At 51.1% G+C, this 18077-nt stretch carries 14 protein-coding genes; 10 read left to right on the plus strand and 4 right to left on the minus strand.

Features of this window, described 5'->3' with window-relative positions; genetic code table 11:
* Nucleotides 1-61 precede the first annotated feature (61 nt).
* On the minus strand, nucleotides 62-952 hold the full coding sequence (locus tag AC0LWN_RS28745; protein ID WP_474671435.1) for an ABC transporter permease: 891 nt from the start codon (nucleotides 950-952) through the stop codon (nucleotides 62-64).
* Between the two features lie 21 nt (nucleotides 953-973).
* Nucleotides 974-2695, minus strand: a complete 1722-nt coding sequence (locus AC0LWN_RS28750; RefSeq protein WP_474671437.1) for a type 2 periplasmic-binding domain-containing protein — start codon at nucleotides 2693-2695, stop codon at nucleotides 974-976.
* A 205-nt stretch (nucleotides 2696-2900) separates the two neighbouring features.
* On the opposite strand from AC0LWN_RS28750, the gene AC0LWN_RS28755 reads away from it, so the two are divergent.
* Both AC0LWN_RS28755 and AC0LWN_RS28760 read left to right on the plus strand, forming a co-directional pair.
* Nucleotides 2901-4418: a response regulator transcription factor gene (locus AC0LWN_RS28755; RefSeq protein ID WP_474671439.1), complete on the plus strand. Its 1518-nt coding sequence runs from the start codon at nucleotides 2901-2903 to the stop codon at nucleotides 4416-4418.
* A 21-nt stretch (nucleotides 4419-4439) separates the two neighbouring features.
* The gene (locus AC0LWN_RS28760) at nucleotides 4440-6149 is read left to right on the plus strand and encodes a cache domain-containing sensor histidine kinase (RefSeq protein WP_474671441.1); all 1710 of its coding nucleotides are present in this window, start codon (nucleotides 4440-4442) and stop codon (nucleotides 6147-6149) included.
* A 39-nt stretch (nucleotides 6150-6188) separates the two neighbouring features.
* Here AC0LWN_RS28760 and AC0LWN_RS28765 read toward each other — a convergent pair whose 3' ends face one another.
* Complete coding sequence (locus tag AC0LWN_RS28765; protein WP_474671443.1) at nucleotides 6189-7199, minus strand: alpha/beta hydrolase; 1011 nt, start codon at nucleotides 7197-7199, stop codon at nucleotides 6189-6191.
* A 243-nt stretch (nucleotides 7200-7442) separates the two neighbouring features.
* Here AC0LWN_RS28765 and AC0LWN_RS28770 point away from each other — a divergent pair, with 243 nt between their 5' ends.
* Nucleotides 7443-8192 (plus strand): IclR family transcriptional regulator, encoded by a 750-nt coding sequence (locus AC0LWN_RS28770; protein WP_458967502.1) that lies wholly within the window; start codon nucleotides 7443-7445, stop codon nucleotides 8190-8192.
* A 104-nt stretch (nucleotides 8193-8296) separates the two neighbouring features.
* Here the strand turns inward: AC0LWN_RS28770 and acnA are convergent, their stop codons facing one another.
* Nucleotides 8297-11041, minus strand: a complete 2745-nt coding sequence (gene acnA / locus AC0LWN_RS28775; protein ID WP_474671445.1) for an aconitate hydratase AcnA — start codon at nucleotides 11039-11041, stop codon at nucleotides 8297-8299.
* A 591-nt stretch (nucleotides 11042-11632) separates the two neighbouring features.
* Here acnA and AC0LWN_RS28780 point away from each other — a divergent pair.
* The 7 genes from AC0LWN_RS28780 (at nucleotide 11633) to AC0LWN_RS28810 (ending at nucleotide 17920) form a co-directional block, all read left to right on the plus strand.
* Nucleotides 11633-12661 (plus strand): amidase domain-containing protein, encoded by a 1029-nt coding sequence (locus AC0LWN_RS28780; RefSeq protein WP_474671447.1) that lies wholly within the window; start codon nucleotides 11633-11635, stop codon nucleotides 12659-12661.
* A gap of 19 nt (nucleotides 12662-12680) precedes the next feature.
* Complete coding sequence (locus AC0LWN_RS28785) at nucleotides 12681-13772, plus strand: D-alanine--D-alanine ligase (RefSeq protein WP_474671449.1); 1092 nt, start codon at nucleotides 12681-12683, stop codon at nucleotides 13770-13772.
* Between the two features lie 48 nt (nucleotides 13773-13820).
* Nucleotides 13821-14138: a hypothetical protein gene (locus AC0LWN_RS28790; protein ID WP_458967507.1), complete on the plus strand. Its 318-nt coding sequence runs from the start codon at nucleotides 13821-13823 to the stop codon at nucleotides 14136-14138.
* Nucleotides 14135-15142 (plus strand): UV DNA damage repair endonuclease UvsE, encoded by a 1008-nt coding sequence (uvsE, locus tag AC0LWN_RS28795; RefSeq protein ID WP_474671451.1) that lies wholly within the window; start codon nucleotides 14135-14137, stop codon nucleotides 15140-15142. The genes AC0LWN_RS28790 and uvsE overlap by 4 nt, the downstream gene beginning before the upstream one ends.
* A gap of 215 nt (nucleotides 15143-15357) precedes the next feature.
* Complete coding sequence (locus tag AC0LWN_RS28800) at nucleotides 15358-16242, plus strand: inositol monophosphatase family protein (RefSeq protein ID WP_458967509.1); 885 nt, start codon at nucleotides 15358-15360, stop codon at nucleotides 16240-16242.
* Between the two features lie 16 nt (nucleotides 16243-16258).
* Nucleotides 16259-16522: a hypothetical protein gene (locus AC0LWN_RS28805; RefSeq protein WP_474671453.1), complete on the plus strand. Its 264-nt coding sequence runs from the start codon at nucleotides 16259-16261 to the stop codon at nucleotides 16520-16522.
* Between the two features lie 102 nt (nucleotides 16523-16624).
* Nucleotides 16625-17920, plus strand: coding sequence for a stalk domain-containing protein (locus tag AC0LWN_RS28810; protein ID WP_474671455.1), 1296 nt, complete (start codon nucleotides 16625-16627; stop codon nucleotides 17918-17920).
* The last annotated feature ends 157 nt before the right edge of the window (nucleotides 17921-18077 follow it).

Raw genomic sequence — 18077 nt, forward strand, 5'->3', positions numbered from 1 at the left:
ATTATAGCATCTGCAATTCGGCTTTTAATAGAATGAGTGAAAATGAATAACACCCCCTTATTCAGAAGATTCTGTAATCTGTAAGTTTTTGCGCCAGCTTATTGGCGGAAAGTATGAGGACAATTCCGACAACCGACCGCAGGAGCCCTACCGCTGTTCCCAGGCTGTATTGTCTCTCTACCAGGCCCACCCGGTATACATAGGTGTCGATAATATCGGACGTTGCGTAAACCAAAGGATTATAAAGATTGAAAATCTGGTCAAACCCGGCATTGAGCACGTTGGGCAGATTTAAAGTTGTAACCAGCAGGATGGTAGGCATCAAGCCGGGCAGCGTCACATACCACAGTTGTTTGAATCTATTGGCGCCGTCAATGGATGACGCTTCATACAGTCCCGGATCAATTGCTGTCAGGGAGGCCAAATAGATGATAGAGCCATATCCAAACCCTTTCCAGACATCGGTTAATACCAGCATAGGTCTGAACCAGTCATTACTGGCCATGAACAAAACCGGATCAATGCCAAACCATCCCAAAAATGCGTTAACCGGACCTTCGTAAGAAAAAATATTCATAACGACAGTAGCCAGCACGGCCCAGGACAGAAAATTCGGCAGATAAACAACGGTCTGCATGAACTTTTTGACAAACCGTACACGGATTTCGTTTAACAGCAGGGCGAACACAATTGAAACAAAAGTGCCTACAATAATTTTCCATAAGGCTATGACTACAGTATTGATTAATATTTGCTTACTGTCAGGAATTTGAAACATAAACTTGAAATTATCAAGTCCCACCCACGCCGATTCGCTGATACCTTTAGCAGGAATGTAATTTTGGAAAGCCATCACGATACCGAACATTGGAATAAACGAGAAGATAATCAAGAACACTATACTTGGTGCGAGCATAAGGTGGAACGCAGCCTGATCTTTTTTATTGTTCATTTAGAATCATCTCTTTCAGCATCATTTGGAAGCAATCGCTTCATTAACTTCGCCCGTAATCGTATCGCCGCCTGTTTTTTTCCAGCTGCTTACAAAGCTATCAAAAGCATCAGGAGATTGCTCACCGGTAATGATCTTCAGAAACATTTCCAGCTCCATTTTCGTCAGCGTCGGCCACTTCAGTGCCATGGAAGGCGTCGTTCCAAAAAATACAGGGTTCACTTCCTTGATCTTTGAATTTTTGACCAGGTTGGCAGTCGTGATGCTCGATGTATACCCGGCCCATCCACCTGAATCCAGTGTCTCCCCGTTTTTCACGTTATCCAGATACTTCTTGTAGGAGCGGTAGGCGTTTCTATCGTTGCTGGTGAGCAGTTTGCTGCTGTCCCCTGTATTCAGCGCATCTTCCATAATCCCGACATTACGGTAAAAGGCATCATAGTAATCAATATTTATTGCAAGCGGAGATTCCCCGACGTTATAGCTGCTGTAGTCCTCAAATTCCTTCAAGACTGCTGCATCCTTTTCTTGATAACGCAGATAATCAAACTGAAGGCTGGCGATTTTTACAGCGGCTTCGGGATGCTCGAACCCTTTCCGGACCACAAGGTAACTGCTTGAAGGGTTGCCGGTGAACATCGTAACTGAACCATCCTCCGACTGCGGAGCCACATAAGACACCCACTTGGCATTTGGATTTAATTTAAGCGTATCCGCTACCGTCCAGCTTCCCCACCAGTTGTCCATGAACGAGCCGCTTTTTCCGCTGGTAAGCAGCGCCTTTCGGTCATCGGCTGTGCGTACGGCAAACTGCCGGTCGATCAATCCCTTCTTGTACATATCCGCCAGCTTTGCCAGGGCCGGCTTCATTTCGGGCTGCACGGAACCATACACCGCCTTGCCGCTTCCATCATCAATCCATTGTTTCGGGAATGCGCCATACAGCGTAAAGATGTTGTTCACTTCATACTGGCCGCCGGATACACCAGCGGTATTTTCATTGTCGACCACAAGACCGACCGTGTTTCCTGCTCCATTGCCGCCAGGGTCCTTTTCAACGAACTGGGTGATGATGTTCTCTACATCTTCCATCGTTTTGGGATCTTTGAGTCCCAATTTATCCATCCAGTCTTTGCGCAACCAAAGTACCCCTGGGCCATGTGAAATTTCCGTAGTCGGCAGCGCCATCAGTTTTCCGTCAAACTTTGCAGTATCCAGAACACGGCCCTTATAGGAGTCGTAAATCTCCTTAATCTGGTCGCTGGCACATTGATTATAAGCATCTGTCATATCCGCAATAAGATCGTTTTCATAAAGCTGCTGCAGCGTAGCGAGGTCAGGGACAACCATGATATCAGGAATCGTACCGCCTACAATGGCCATTGACACCTTTTGGGTATAGTCTGTGCCGTCATTCGCTTCAAATGCAGCTTTGTTTTGCACGTTGAGTTTACTTTTGAAATATCTGGTCCAGACATTATCGGTCGCATTATCCTTTTCATATTGCGTTCCCGCAAGCGCGGAGTAGTTGGAGGCTACCTGCCCAATCGTATAGGTAACGGTTTCAGGATACGGGGCAAAAGGAGACGTTTGGGCTTCTTTCCACGCTGGATCATTTGAATTTGTAGTGGGACTTTTACCCGAATCATTAGAATTGGAATTGGAGCTTTGACAGCCTGCGACTGAAGCGGCTAAAAGCGCTGTCAATAAAATAGCGCAAGTCTTTGTAATCTTGGATGACATATAAGAACCCCCCTTAATAAATATCTGCTTCTTTATTGTAGGGTCCGTTACTTTTGAGCGTAAATACAAATAAATTACGTTTTACACAAATAAATAACCTACTTGAAGCAGAGCGTTCTGCTTGTCTGAACAGCTCAATTAAAACATGGTACAATACACATCATTAGGGACAAATGGATTACTGCGCATTGAGAGGGCGGCCGGGATGTTAACTATACTAATAGCAGATGACCAAAGGGAAGAACGGGAGGGCATTGAATTTCTCATTCATGAACTGGGGTTTTCCTTACATATCGAAACAGCGGAAAATGGCCGAAAGGCGCTTGAGTATTTGAAGCAGAATCCTGTCGATATTCTCTTTACTGATGTCCGGATGCCCATAATGGATGGCTTGCAGCTTACAACAGAAGCTTTAAAGCTTCAACCCAAATTAAAGGTTATTCTTTTCAGCGGGTACGCTGAATTTGAATATGCGCAAACCGCCATCTCCCTTGGTGTTTCAGAATATCTTCTCAAGCCGATCAATGTTGAAGCTTTTCAAATCACGATGCAAAAGGTAATTGCTCAGCTCACCGATCAGGAACAGGAACACATTGCTTCGCAAATTAAACTTGAGTATGTCAAAAAGCATGTGCTTTTTAACCTTGTAAATGGCCTCGGAATACCTCCTTCCATGAAGGAGATTTCGTTCGGGCTTCCAGAGCATTATCATGGAATGTTTTTGCTGGAATTTGACAAGAATTTTTTTGAAAATGCCGGACCGGAGTTTGAGGAGTTTATCCTGTCTTTACTACAGGACCCTGTTGATTATGTAAATTTGAATAGCTGTCAAAGCTTGCTGTTATTTCCCGATCTGCAAGCAGGGGCCTGCTCTTTCCGTGAATTAGGCTCGTTTTTGCATGATCGTATACTAGAAAAGTATAAAGTACATTGCTATCTCGCGATCAATGATGAATTCACGGTGCTGCAGGAGCTTTCCGCTGCTTTGATTCAATTAGATCAACTGATGGAATACCGGTTCTTCTCACCGGATTATTTTGTATTTGAAGTGAAGAAGGATTTTTATTTTTCTAATGACATGCTCCCTGAGCTATCAGATCACGATCTTTTAAATCACATCAGAAATAATCTGAAGGAAAGGGACATTTTCAGTCTTAGAGCAAATACAGATCTTTTGTATCAGAAATATGCGAATCAGGCCCAATTTTCACAATTATATGTGAAGTATATGTTCTCTTCGTTGTATCAGGAAATTATGACATATTCTGCACCTGTATCTGAAATTGAATTGAGCCATGGAATCGAAAAAATATATAAGTCCGAAGAATTAAAGGAAATAAAAGAGATTATCATTGCCGGGATTGCTCTCCTTGACCAGGAGTATGGCAGTTCAGAGTTTTTAAACCGGGATATTGCCGCCGTAAGGCAGTACATCGAGGAGCATTATGGCGAGGATTTGAGCTTGGACCTTCTTGCCGCAAAGATCCATTTATCGCCCCATTATTTAAGTTCTATTTTCAAAAAAAATACGGGCTGCGGATTGAACAAGTACATTAAAAATGTCCGTATGAATATAGCCAAAGACATGCTGCAGCAAACACATCTTAAGGTTTCGGATATTTGTTATGCAGTGGGGTTTCAAAACGTTTCTTATTTTTGTCAGAATTTCAGAGATTTTTTTGGGCAGACTCCTGAGAAATTCCGGCAGTACAATCAGAAATAATCCCAGCCCGGGAGGAACAGCATGCAAACGTGGAAGGCTTTTAAACAGAAAATTGGAGACTTCAGATTTCAAACTAAAATAAAGCTTTCATTTTTGCTGGTTAGCATGATTCCTGTGATTGTTCTCGGAAGCTTTTGCTTCTCAGAAACCAGATCGCTCTTAGTGCAGCAGTCAAAAGCCGACCTGAATGCCACATTAAAACAAAGCGTCCTGGCTGTAAACAATCAACTGGATGTCTACAATAAAATAATGAACTTTCTGAGCTTCAACCAGGAAATTGTTAATGCCGCCAACACCACTTATACCAGTGCGTATGAAATGTATGACCAGTTAAATAACGTCATTGATCAAAATTTCTTTACAGCGCGTTACTTAAATACCGGGGTAGAACAAATCACCCTGTATACCGGAACTAATCTGCCTCAGCATGGAAACACCGTAATGCCTATTGATGAAGTAAAAGAGACCTCATGGTATCCGCACGTAATGAAATCGGTTGATGTTCTTTGGTTTTCCAGCAACAAGAGTGTGTATAGTGTCCGGCGTATCCTCAGCACGAAACAAGAAAATCCCAAAGATAACATTCTGTTTGCACTTGTAGATTATGATGCACTATTTAAAACGTTTGAACCCCTCCAATCTCATGGAGCGGAAATACTTATATTGGACTCGAGTGGAGCTTCTATCTATTCCTCGGGAGCTGACCGTAAAAATTCAGATATTCCCATTTCCGATAAGACAACTGATGAGCTTCATTGGAGCGGGAAGAACTACACTGTCCTGCAATCTTCGATCCCGATTACAGGCTGGAAAGTATATTTGTATAAGCCGACAAGTCTGATCACTAAATCCGCATGGTGGATTGCTTTGACTGTCCTGTTGATGATTGCCGCCTGCATCGCTGCAGTCGTTGTGGCCGGCACACTCTTTTCCCGGAAAATTATGCTGCCTATTCACCGCCTGCACAAAAATATGAAACTTATAGGAGAAGGGAATTTAGAGATCAAAGTTTTTAGCGATTCTAAAGATGAGATTGGAGATTTGATCCGGGGGTTTGGAAGTATGTTAGGAAGAACCAAGACTCTCATAGATACTGTGTATGTGGGAGAAATCACACGCAAGGAATACGAAATGAAAGCTCTGCAGGCACAGATCAATCCTCATTTTCTGTACAATTCCCTGTCATTAATAAATTGGCGAGCGCTGCGGATACATGCGACGGATATTAGTGAAATGGCACAGCTTTTATCTACCTTTTATCGTACTACGCTCAATAAGGGTGAGAATCTTATTTTGGTTTCGGACGAAATTCTTAATGTTCAGTCCTATATTAATATCCAGTTGATTATGCACAGCAACAGCTTCAAGATAGACTATCAGATTGATGAGTCCATTCTTTCCTGCCGTATGCCCAATTTAATGCTCCAGCCTTTAATTGAAAATGCGATCATTCATGGAATTGAAAACCGGGAAGACGGCGGTGGAGTCATACAGCTCTCAGGCCAGAAAGAAGATCAAAGTATAGTTTTTCTGATAACAGACAATGGAATTGGAGTAGAGCAAGAGCGGCTTGCTCTACTGCTTAAATCCCAGTCTAAAGGATACGGGCTTAAAAATGTGAATGATCGGGCAGTTTTGATGTACGGCGAACAGTATGGACTGACGATTAACAGTGTTCCCGGAGAAGGGACGCAAGTCTTGCTCAAAATTCCTTTTAATGACCACAATTAAGATTTGCCGCCACATGGGCTTGAAACTTACGTGTCTGTTCTACTGGGCTTTTGCCAACTGCACGTTGCCCAGAAAAGCGGAGACACGCCGCAGATATTCGCGCGGATGCTCCCGGAACAGCAGTTCATGGTGACTGTCCTTTACGATCCAGGAACCGGAATACGGGTTGGTCTGGTTGGCTGCCAGCTCCTCGGCAATCGGATAAGGCGCTTTATCATCCTTGGTGCCGTGCATGAACAGTATCGGGAACGGATAATCCTCTGATTTTACCTTGGTATAAGGGATCTGGTTCAGACCTGTGCCGTTCAGCACCGGGAAGAGCAGCTTCATAATCTCCAGGGATGGCTGCCGGGGCAGGTCGATATTCTGCTTGATGTTATGATACAGCGTATCCGGCTCGAGCAGGAAGGTGCTGTCCAGAATCATGGCATCCACATCCTTGGTAACCAGTCCCGCCTGCAGCGCAGTGCCTGCACCCATGGAAAAACCCCAGACGACGATTTCTTTGGCTCCGCGTTCCTTGGCGTATTTTATGGCCCCGAGGAGCTGCTGGGATTCCTTTTTGCCGCCGGTGGCGATATCCCTGTTGGTCTTGGAGGCAAAGCCGTAATCGAACATGATGACATTAAAATGAAGGCTGTGCGCATAATGGGCGAGATCGTACATCGGCACCCAGGCTTCTTCGCGATTGGCGCCGTAGCCGTGGCTGAATACGATGGTTTTGGTCGCGCCTTTGGATGGGATATACCAGCCCTGCATCGTACGGCTGCCGTCCAGTGCCGGAAAGGTGATATCCTCATAATCCAGTCCCTTAGCCAGTGACGGGTTGGAGTAGAGCGGGGCCACTGTGGGATTGGACAGCACCCAGGCGATATAGCCGTGCAGTGCAATGAAGCAGAAGGCAAAGAAGAAAAAAACGGACAGCAGCAAAGCGACGATAATATGCTTGAAGCGGATCATCCGCAGTGAGAGCTTGAGTGCGGAGCTTGGCGTAGGCTCATCGGGTTTACGGGAGACCGGCCTGCCGGCACGCGTGGTTGCTAAATCCATAAGGTCCCCTCCAATACATGGTCCATAATTACGTTATTAATTCATATATTTAATCGTATGATTCTCCCCTTACAAAGTCAATGAAATCGCCGCTTTTGTAATCTAACTGTAAAGTGCGGCCCAGTCTTTTCCGCCCTCTGAATATGCTGGACTTTTCTTGGGTTTTTGCTCTAAGATAGAGTTGATCACAATAAAATATGTAACCGGGTTTCATTTAGTGAAACAGCCAAAGGGGAGATCGCTGTGGAGGACCGTAAACTGACCGTACGTGCCGTGGAACGTGCGCTGGATATATTGCTTTGCTTCACACAGGAAAGTGAAAGTGATTTGAGCTTGACGGAGATTGCTTCCAAAATCAATTTACATAAAAGCACCGTACACCGGCTGCTGACGACTCTGGAGGAGAAGGGCTTCCTGATCCGCAATGAAGCTACGGAGAAGTACCGTCTGGGCATCCGCATCTGGGAGCTGTCCACGCATTTGCCGACACTGGATGAACCGGCTGTGCTGCTGCTTCCGGCGATGGAGCGGCTGCGCGACCGGCTAGGGGAGACCGTCAGCCTGTATTTGCGCGACGATCTGGAGCGCGTGCGCATTCAGGCGGTGCAGAGCCAGCAGGCCATCCGCCGGGTTGCGCAGATTGGCGCCAGGCTACCGTTGTCTGTGGGCGCGTCAAGCAAGGTGCTGGCCGCATACGCGCCGCATGAGGTGCAGGCACGGCTGCTGGCTGACCCGGGCTGGCCGGAGTCTGTTGACAGAAGCGTGTACATGGAGCAGCTGCGGGAGATTACCCGCCTGGGTTATGCGACAAGCTTCGAGGAGCGGGAGCCGGGTGCGGCTGCGGTAGCGGTGCCCATCGTCGGGCGCAGAGGTACGGTGGTGGCTGCGCTCTCCCTGTCGGGGCCTGTCAGCCGCCTGTCCCGGGAGACACTGGAGGAGTATGCGGTGATTTTGAAGGAAAATGCTGCAGAAATGGGACTTATGATGGGATAATATAAAAAGCCTCCGACAATCCCTTAGGGAGATGGCGGAGGCTTTGTTGTGTTTTGAGAAGAGGGTAAGCGGGCGATGAAGTCCGCTTACCCTCTTTGTCTGATTTATTCTACAGTCAGTGCAGAGTCCGAAGTGGTGGCATCGGCCAGCATCTGGCGGAGCACGGTCTGCAGGATGCCGCCATTGCGGTAGTAGTCGATATCAACGGTGCTGTCTAGGCGGGCGATAACCGGGAACTCGAACTGTGTGCCGTCTTCGCGGGTAGCGGTAACGGTCAGCTCCTGACCCGGGAGGACATCGTTGCCAAGTCCGGTGATATTGAAGGTCTCGCGTCCGGTCAGCCCCATGCTGCTCCAGCTATGGCCTTCCTGGAATTGCAGCGGCAGTACGCCCATGCCGACAAGATTACTGCGGTGAATCCGCTCGAAGCTCTCGGCGATGACGGCTTTGACGCCCAGCAGAAGCGTGCCCTTGGCTGCCCAGTCGCGCGAGCTGCCTGTGCCGTATTCCTTGCCCGCGATAACGATCAGATTCTGTCCGGCTGATTGATACAGCATAGACGCATCATAGATCGACATGACCTCTTCGCTTGGCAGGAAGGTGGTGACGCCGCCTTCCGTTCCTGGAGCGACTGCGTTGCGGATACGGATGTTGGCAAAGGTACCGCGCATCATCACTTCATGGTTCCCGCGGCGTGAGCCGTAGGAGTTGAAGTCGGCGCGTTCCACGCCATGACTCCGCAGATATTCACCGGCCGGACCGGAGGTGGAGATATTGCCCGCCGGCGAGATATGGTCGGTGGTCACGGAATCGCCCAGCAGCGCAAGCACGCGGGCATTGCGGATGTCCTCGATATCGCCAACACCGTCTGCCAGATCCTCGAAGAATGGCGGGTTCTGGATGTACGTAGAGTTGTCATCCCATTCGTACAGCTCGCCTTCCGGTACCGGAATCGAATTCCAGCGTTCATTGGCGGTGAATACATTCTCATATTTGCGGCGGAACATCTCCGGACTAAGGGAGAGTCCGATTGCTTCACTGATCTCAGCGGAGGTCGGCCAGATGTCGGCAAGGTATACTGGTTCACCTTGCGGATCATAGCCGAGCGGCTCGGTCTTCAGATCAATGTTGACCGTACCTGCCAGCGCGTACGCTACGACAAGCGGCGGAGATGCCAGGTAGTTCGCTTTGACCTGGGCATGCACACGGCCCTCAAAGTTCCGGTTCCCGGAGATTACGGCAGCTACCGTCATATCATTGTCCGCAATCGCCTGGCTGACTTCATCCGGCAGCGGGCCGGAGTTGCCGATACAGGTGGCGCAGCCGTAACCGGCCAGATAGAAGCCGAGCGCTTCCAACGGCTTCAGCAGGTCTGCTTTTTCCAGATATTCAGTCACGACCAGTGATCCCGGTGTAAGACTGCTTTTTACATAGCCGGGTTTGGTCAGTCCGCGCTCTACTGCCTTCTTAGCAAGCAAACCGGCTCCGAGCATTACGCTTGGGTTGGAGGTATTGGTGCAGCTCGTAATGGCTGCGATTACGACCGCGCCTGTGCTGAGCTTGCTGGTGGTGCCGTTCTTGTGCTGCACTTCGATGGTCTCGCTGATTTTCTCGTCACTGAGGCCATAGCCGCCTTTGTCCACCGGGGTGCGGATGATGCCTTCGAAGTTCTCTTTCATCTGTGTCAGCTCAACACGGTCCTGAGGACGCTTAGGTCCGGCAAGGCTTGGAACAACAGAAGCAAGATCAAGCTCAATCACGTCGCTGAACTGCGGGTCCGGCGTATCCGAGGTGCGGAACATGCCTTGCGCCTTGTAATAGTCGCCGACCAGTTGCACTAGCTCTTCAGGACGGCCGGTGCTGCGCAGATAGGCCAGTGTCTCGTCATCAACCGGGAAGAAGCCGATGGTTGCCCCGTATTCAGGAGCCATGTTGGCTACGGTCGCGCGGTCAGCCAGACTGATGTTGGCCAGGCCCGGTCCGTAGAATTCGACGAATTTGCCGACTACGCCTTTTTTGCGCAGCATTTGGGTGACGGTCAGCGCCAGATCGGTTGCCGTAGCGCCTTCCATCAGGCTGCCGGTAAGCTTGAAGCCGACAACATCCGGGGTTACAAAATAAAGCGGCTGCCCAAGCATCCCGGCTTCCGCCTCGATTCCGCCTACGCCCCAGCCAACAACGCCGAGGCCGTTGATCATCGTCGTATGCGAGTCGGTGCCGACCAGGGAATCCGGGTACACGACGGTTTCGCCGTGGGTGGTCTTGGTAGCTGCCACAGAGGCCAGATACTCCAGATTGACCTGATGGACAATACCGGTTGCCGGAGGAACGGCGCGGAAATTGTTGAAGGCCGTCTGCGCCCAGCGCAGGAACCGGTAGCGCTCCTCGTTGCGCTCGAACTCCACATTCATGTTGTATTCCAGCGCATCGGCTGTACCAAAAGCGTCAACCATAACCGAGTGGTCGATAACTAAATCAACCGGGACTAGCGGGTTGATCTTCTTGGGATCGCCGCCGGCTTTTTTGACAGTATCGCGCATAGCTGCCAGATCGACAACCACCGGTACGCCGGTGAAGTCCTGCAGCACGATCCGGGCCGGGATGAAGGGGATTTCTTTATTGCGGTCGATGCCGCCTGACCAGCCGGCCAGCTGCTTCACATGTTCTTCTGTAATCGCCCGTCCGTCATATTGGCGGACAGCCGCCTCAAGCAATACTTTGATCGAAAACGGCAGGGAGGAAATGTTGCCTGCGCCCTGCTCTTCCAGAGAATTAAGATGGTAGTAGCGATAGCTTTTGCCGCCTGACTCCAGGGTACGGGCCAGCGAAAAATGGTCCTTGCTTGGCATATATGCGCCTCCTTGTTTCATCTGGTGAAACTATATTTCATATTGAGTATATTTCAAGTATAACGGTTACAAAGGGGGGAGTAAAGTTTTTTTTGCTGTTAAAAAGCCTGGATTTCCCCCGCCGCATGCGGTTTTTTTGGCTTGGGAAAATGAGGAAGGGACCGCTGGCGGGAAGTGGGCGAAACAACGGCAGAAATGCCGTTGTTGGAGGGCCGCCGGCGGGAAAGGGGGGGAACAACTGCAGAAATGCCGTTGTTGGCGCACCACCAGCGGGAAGTGGACGAAACAACGGCAGAAGTGCCGTTGTTGGAGGGCCATCGGCGGGAAGTGGGCGAAACAACGGCAGAAATGCCGTTGTTGGAAGGCCGTCGGCGGGAAGTGGGCGGAACAACGGCAGAAGTGCCGTTGTTGGGGCGCTACCGCCGGAACCCGGGCCAAACAACGGCAAAACTGCCGTTGTTAGAGCTCCGCCGCCGGAATGCCCCTCCATAGGCCGCCCCCAACTGCTTCTTACTTCTAGCTGTATAGCTGCGAGGCTTTCTTCATATACATAGAACAGCAGCCAAAATGGGATGAAGGGGCGGGGATGGAATGGAGCAGCAGTGGAAGCAAAGTCTCTATGTGTACGTGGATCAAGTGAATAAGGGGAGAGTTGCGCCGGGGACTGACCTGCAGCGCAGCAGTGTCAGGGACCCGCGGTTTCTGCTGGAGCACGGAGAGCGCTCCCGGCGGCTGGCGCAGTGGTATAAACGGCGCGAAATTACTCCGCTGCGCGGGGAGACCGGTGTGCGTACGCTGCGGACTGTGCGGCAGAATCCCGCTGAGGTGGTGGCGGATGTGGCGCTGCACAGTGCGCTGTATTATGAGAAGGGCGGGATCACGCACCGCGAGGATGTCATTGAGTCTGAACGCCTGACCTTTGTGCGGGAGGGGGGCGCATGGGAGATTGCGACTGTGGAGCGCAGCGTGCCGGAACGGAATTCCGTGCGCAAAGTGGTGGACGCAGAGCCGGCGCTGCGGCTGTCCAAATGGGGCGGGGTTCTCCCTGCCCCGCAGCCGTCCCAGCCGCTGCTCAACCGGAATATTCTCGGGGGGATTACAAGCAGCAGGGAGGTGCACTACAACAGGGAAGAAGCGGCGGACTACGCCGACCGCTGGTGGAAGGACGGCAACCCGGAGTTCGAGGTTTTTGACGTGGACTGCACCAATTATGTCTCCCAATGTCTCTTTGCAGGGGGAGCGCCTATCAACTATACTGGTAAAAGAGAAACGGGCTGGTGGTACAAAGGCTACAACGGCGCGCAGGAATGGTGGAGCTTCAGTTGGGCTGTATCGGATAGTCTGAAGCGTTATTTGAGTGCAGGCCGCAGCAGCGGGCTTCGTGCCGAAGCGGTGGAACGGGCCGATCAGCTAATGCTTGGCGACGTCATCCAGTACGATTGGGACGGCAACGGCCATTTTCAGCACAGTACGATTGTTACCGCTTTTGACGCGGGGGGCATGCCGCTGGTGAATGCGCGGACGGTCAGCAGCCGTCACCGTTATTGGGATTACCGTGATTCCTATGCGTGGACCGACAGAACGGCCTACCGTTTTTTTCATATTAATGACTATTTATAAATCAGAAAGAGGTTAGGGTATGAGTAACACAAAATTAACCGTAGGACTGGTGTACGGCGGCAAATCCGGAGAGCACGAGGTATCGCTGCAGACGGCGTTTGCGGTCATGAACGCTTTTGACTACGCTAAATATGAGATTGTACCTTTTTATATTTCCAAGCAGGGGCTGTGGAAGGTTGGAGCAACGCTTAATGCTCCTTTTAGCGGGATTGAGCAGCTCAAGCTGGGCGGTGAATCCGGGGATATGGGCGCGGCCTTAAATGCTGTATTCAGCAGACTGACCGGCGGAGAAGCAGCCATTGATGTGATGTTCCCGCTCCTGCACGGCACCAATGGGGAGGACGGAACGATTCAAGGCTTGTTCGAAATGGCTAATATTCCTTATATCGGTGCGGGTGTGCTGGCTTCATCGGCAGGCATGGATAAGGTAGTCATGAAGAAGCTTTTTGGGGAAGCAGGTCTGGATCAGTGTGAATATTGTTATTTTAATGTCGGGGCATGGAAAAGCAAAAGCCACGAGCTGATCGTTGCTGTGGAGGATAAGCTGGGCTATCCCGTCTTCGTCAAGCCGGCCAATCTGGGCTCCAGTGTGGGCATCTCCAAAGCCGTTGACAAGGACAGCCTGACCAAAGCTATTGACTTTGCTTTCCGCTATGACACCAAGGTCATTATTGAAGAGTTCGTTGATGCGCGTGAGGTGGAAGTCAGTGTGCTGGGAAATGAAGAGCCGGAGGCTTCGGTTCCGGGTGAAATCGTCTCTTCCGGTGAATATTATGATTACGCGGCAAAATACACCGACGGCAAATCACAGATGCTGATCCCGGCGCCTGTAGACCCTGAGGTTGCCGACCGCCTGCGTGAATCAGCCATTCAGGCCTTCAAGGCAATTGAGGGCAGCGGGATTACCCGTGCTGACTTCTTCCTGCGCAAATCCGACGGCAAAATCCTTATTAATGAAGTGAATACGATGCCGGGCTTCACGCCATACAGCATGTATCCGCTGCTGTGGCGCGAGACCGGTGTATCTTATCAGGCGCTGTTGGACCGGATGATTGAGCTGGCACTGGAGCGCTATAATTTCAAGCAGAATCTGAAATACGACAACGAATAACATTAGGCAGCGGCGGGAGCATTCCGGCCGGGAAGGAGCGGGAAAACGATGGGGTTTCAATCGGAATTCAATTCAGTCTGCAAGTTCAAGAATGAGCAGGAACTGTACGAACTGCTCGAATACGGCCGCACCAAAATGGTGAAGATGGGCTTCCGGGTGTATCCGACCGGCCAGAAGGTTATCGCCTACACGCCGGAGAATGTCGCCGTAGCGATTGTCAAAATTTCCGCCTCTATTGCAGAAATCAACTTTCAGGGCAATGAGGTTACGGCGGTTGAGATGGACCTGGTGCGCAAACTGAATGAGGAAGAATCCCGGGTGCAGACGGCGCTGGCTTATGAGATGTTTTTTGGGGAAGAGGGATGATTGTCCGCTTTGGTTATGTGGCCATGTCCACGGTGATCCAGGACTGCTCGCCTTCCAAGACCATGACGCTGGCAAGCTTCAAGAAGCTTGACGACCGTGAGGCCGGACTGCGGCGGCTTGCAGCCATCGCCCGTACGAACCTTCATAACACGCTGCGCCTGCTTAAGCACAATGTTGGCTCGGATATCAAGGTTTACCGCCTGACCTCCAAACTGATTCCGCTGGCGACCCATCCTGATTTGCAGGACTGGAATCCTTTCGCTGAATTAGCCGGGGATTTTGCCGAAGTGGGCGGCTATGTGAAAAAGCACGGGCTGAGAGTGTCCTTTCATCCCGACCATTTTACCGTGCTGAGCACGCCCCGGCCGGAGGTGCTGGCCAGCTCTGTCCGTGATCTGCAGCATCATGTGGATATGCTGAAGGCTATGGGCCTGCCGGCAACCGCCAAGAACAACATCCATATCGGCGGGGCTTACGGGGACAAGCCGGTTGCTGCGGCGCGTTTCATTGAGCATTTTGCCCTCCTGCCGCCGGAGCTGCAGGAACGGTTGACGCTGGAGAACGATGACAAAACCTTTAATGCGCCGGAGACGCTTGAGGTCAGCCGGAGGCTGGGCCTGCCCATGGTGTTGGATATTCATCATCAATGGGTCAACAATGAAGGGGAGCTTCCCTGGGAGCTGTGGCCGGAGATTCAGAAGACTTGGCAGAGCCCGCTGGCGGTGAAGGACATCCTTCCCGGTGAATCACTGCCGCCGAAGATTCATGTCTCAAGCCCCCGCAGCCCTTCTGACCCGCGCAGTCATGCGGATGGTGTGGAACCTGCGCCGCTGCTGGCTTTTCTTAAGCGGATTGCTGCAGATACCCCTGCTGTCGATGTCATGATTGAGGCGAAGGCGAAGGACGGGGCGCTGTTTGGTCTAATGGAGGCACTGGGGGAGCTGGCGGAAGCCGGAAGCGGAATTACGGTATTAGATGGTGCAAGCGTCAATATTGAACCATAAACGGCAGGTAACCTGGTGCTAGAGGCCGGAAACGGGCCAAGGTTTGACTTGATAAGTAGCCTGAAATAAGGTACGTTGAATGAAACTTTAGCAAAAACAAGGCCGGCGCTCTCAAGGCTCATTGCCTGGCCTATCGCCGGATGTCTGACTGAAGCAAGAGCGCACCTTGTCTTTACATAAGAGAACGATCATGTTCAAGAAAGCGGAGTGAAGAGATGAATCCTACAAATTCTGATAACCGGAATGAACGTGAGCCTTACGTCGTGACAAGTAAGGGGCATACAGCGGTAGCGATCAATGCGGCTGCCAAAGCGGGCGAATGGATCAAGAGCAGACAAGGCCAAGTGAAGGAGCTGGGCAGCAAGACCTCGGCTCAGGATCTGGTGACTGAAGTGGATAAAGGCGTTGAGCAGATGATCCGCCGGCTGATCCTGACCCATTTTCCCGACCATGCCATTCTTGGGGAAGAAAGTGTTCAGCCAGGGGCGGATGCTTTGACCACTGCCCTGGAAGAAGGACGTAAGCATGAATACTTGTGGATTGTGGATCCGATAGACGGGACTACTAATTTTGTACACGGATTTCCCTTTTACTGTGTCTCCATTGCACTGGTTATCAAGGGAGAGCTGACGGTTGGGGTGATCTATGACCCAATCCGCGATGAGATGTTTGTTGCCGAGAAGGGCAAAGGAGCCTATATGCACGGTATCCCTACCGCTGTGTCTGCTGAAGTTGACCCGGGAAGCAGTCTGATCGCGATGGGCTTTCCGCCGGACCGCACCTTCGCCCAGCCGGCGAATATGGCGGGGCTGCAGCATATTCTTCCGCAGATCCGCGGTGTCCGCGCCGGCGGCTCGGCGGCACTTCATCTGGCTTATGTTGCGGCAGGCCGGGTGGACGGTTACTGGGAGGTCGGCCTCAGTCCGTGGGACTGTGCGGCAGGCGTGCTGCTGGTGCTGGAATCCGGCGGCAAGGTTACGGATACGCTGGGCAACCCCTACGACATCGGCACCCGTCATGTAGTGGCGAGCAACGGGCGAATTCATGATTTTCTGATTGCATCGCTGAAGGAAGCGGCAGCAACGGGGTACAAGGGCTAAGGAGGCAGCCGGGAGCATGAGCGATAAAGATGATCTGGAGCGCAAGCTGAGCGAACTGCTGGAGGACGGAGAGATGGAAGCGGGCGAACGGACAGCCAAGGAAATCCGTCAGATTTCTCCCAAGTATGAGATCCGTATTCAGACCACGCTCGATCCGATTGTAGAAGAAACGCTGCGTTATCGTAAAATTGGCCATGAGCTTGATGACAGATACGATAAGTATCTGGAGCGGGCGGGGAAGAAACCCGGACCGGAAGACACAGATGGTCCGAGCAAATGACCGGATGCATACCTGGAGCGGTTTCCCGATAATGGGAGACCGCTCTTTTGCATAGGCAGGCTGGATGATAGAATGGAATTATATTAATTTGGGAGGGATACGATGCTTAACGCATGGAAAAGGATTTTCGCTGCCGCCTCAAGCAGCCTGCTGCTGTTCACCTTATTGATCAGCGCAGGAGCTGGTTCGGCTAGTGCAGCAGAGGCCGCCGCAGTAACGCAAGCTTCGGAGCCGGATGTTTTTCGCATCGTAGCGCTGGGGGATTCCATCACCGCCGGCTATGAGCCGGGAATGACCGATCCGAATGTGAAGCCTTACGGATATGCAGAGAGACTGCTGGAGCAGGGCTGGTATCACGGCCGAAGCGCTCTCTTTAACTATGGCATTCTGGGACTGACTTCAACGGGACTGCTGAATTATACAGCAGCGATTAAGGATGGGGCTGCCACTACTCCGGGAGGGATACAGGCTGATCTCCCTGATCCACGGATTTCCCATTTTGCCGAACTTACTCCGCAGATCAAAACCGAGCTTGCCGAAGCGGATCTGATCACCCTGACAATTGGCGGAAACGATGTCAGCAGCCTGCTGCTTACAGCCAAGGATCTGACAGAGGATGAGTTCAAGGCTAAGCTGGACCAGCTTATGGCAAGCTACAGCAGCAATGTAAAGGCGGCACTGGAGAATATTCGCACGGTCAATCCGCAGGCAACCATACTGCTTGCCGATCAATATCAGCCAGCACCCAAAATCGCCGTAAGCAGCTCGTATGACAAGCTTATGAGCGCAGCCCAGCAGTTCACTGCGACGGCGGAAAGCGTAGCTGCCAGCGTCAATCAGGCGAATGCACCAGTGAAAGTGGCGCATGTAGCAGAGAAGTTCGCAGGTGTGGAAGGCTCCTTGACTCATATCATTGGCGCGGGAAAAGCGGATTTTCATCCGACTCAGCTAGGGTATGAAACGATTGCCCGGGTGTTTGCCGAAACGTATTGGGGAGAGTATCGTACTCCGTCCGTCTCCGCTTGGACTGCCGCATCGGCGCCTATGTCGATTGTGGTGAAGGGAGTGGAGCTGAATACGCCGAACAAGCCGATTCTTAAGAATGGCCAGAACTTCCTGGCGCTGAAGGATATTCTTAACGCTGTGGGAGCAGCAGGGAAATGGGATAATAAAACCTCCAGCGCAACCATCGTGTACGGCGGGAGAACAGTAGTTATTACTATCGGCTCGAAGACAATCAAGGTAGATGGAAAGGCTGTGGCGATTGATACACCGGCTTTCCTGCAAAAGGTTGGCAAAGAGGAGAAGACCTATTTGCCGCTTGGCGCGCTCGCTACCGGACTTGGATTTGATGTGAATTACAGCAGCAAGCTGCGGACGGCTTTCATAAATCCATAAACGCACATAAGCTATATAAGTTGAACTAAAGAAAATATAAAGGGCGGAAGTGACGGAGGGGAAGTTTGGATACTTACGGAGCGAACGCGTCCACCTTTATGATTGAATTTCTACTGCGATCAGCGGTTTAAATCAGGAAATTCAATCATAACAGCGG

Source organism: Paenibacillus sp. sgz302115, assembly GCF_056120445.1.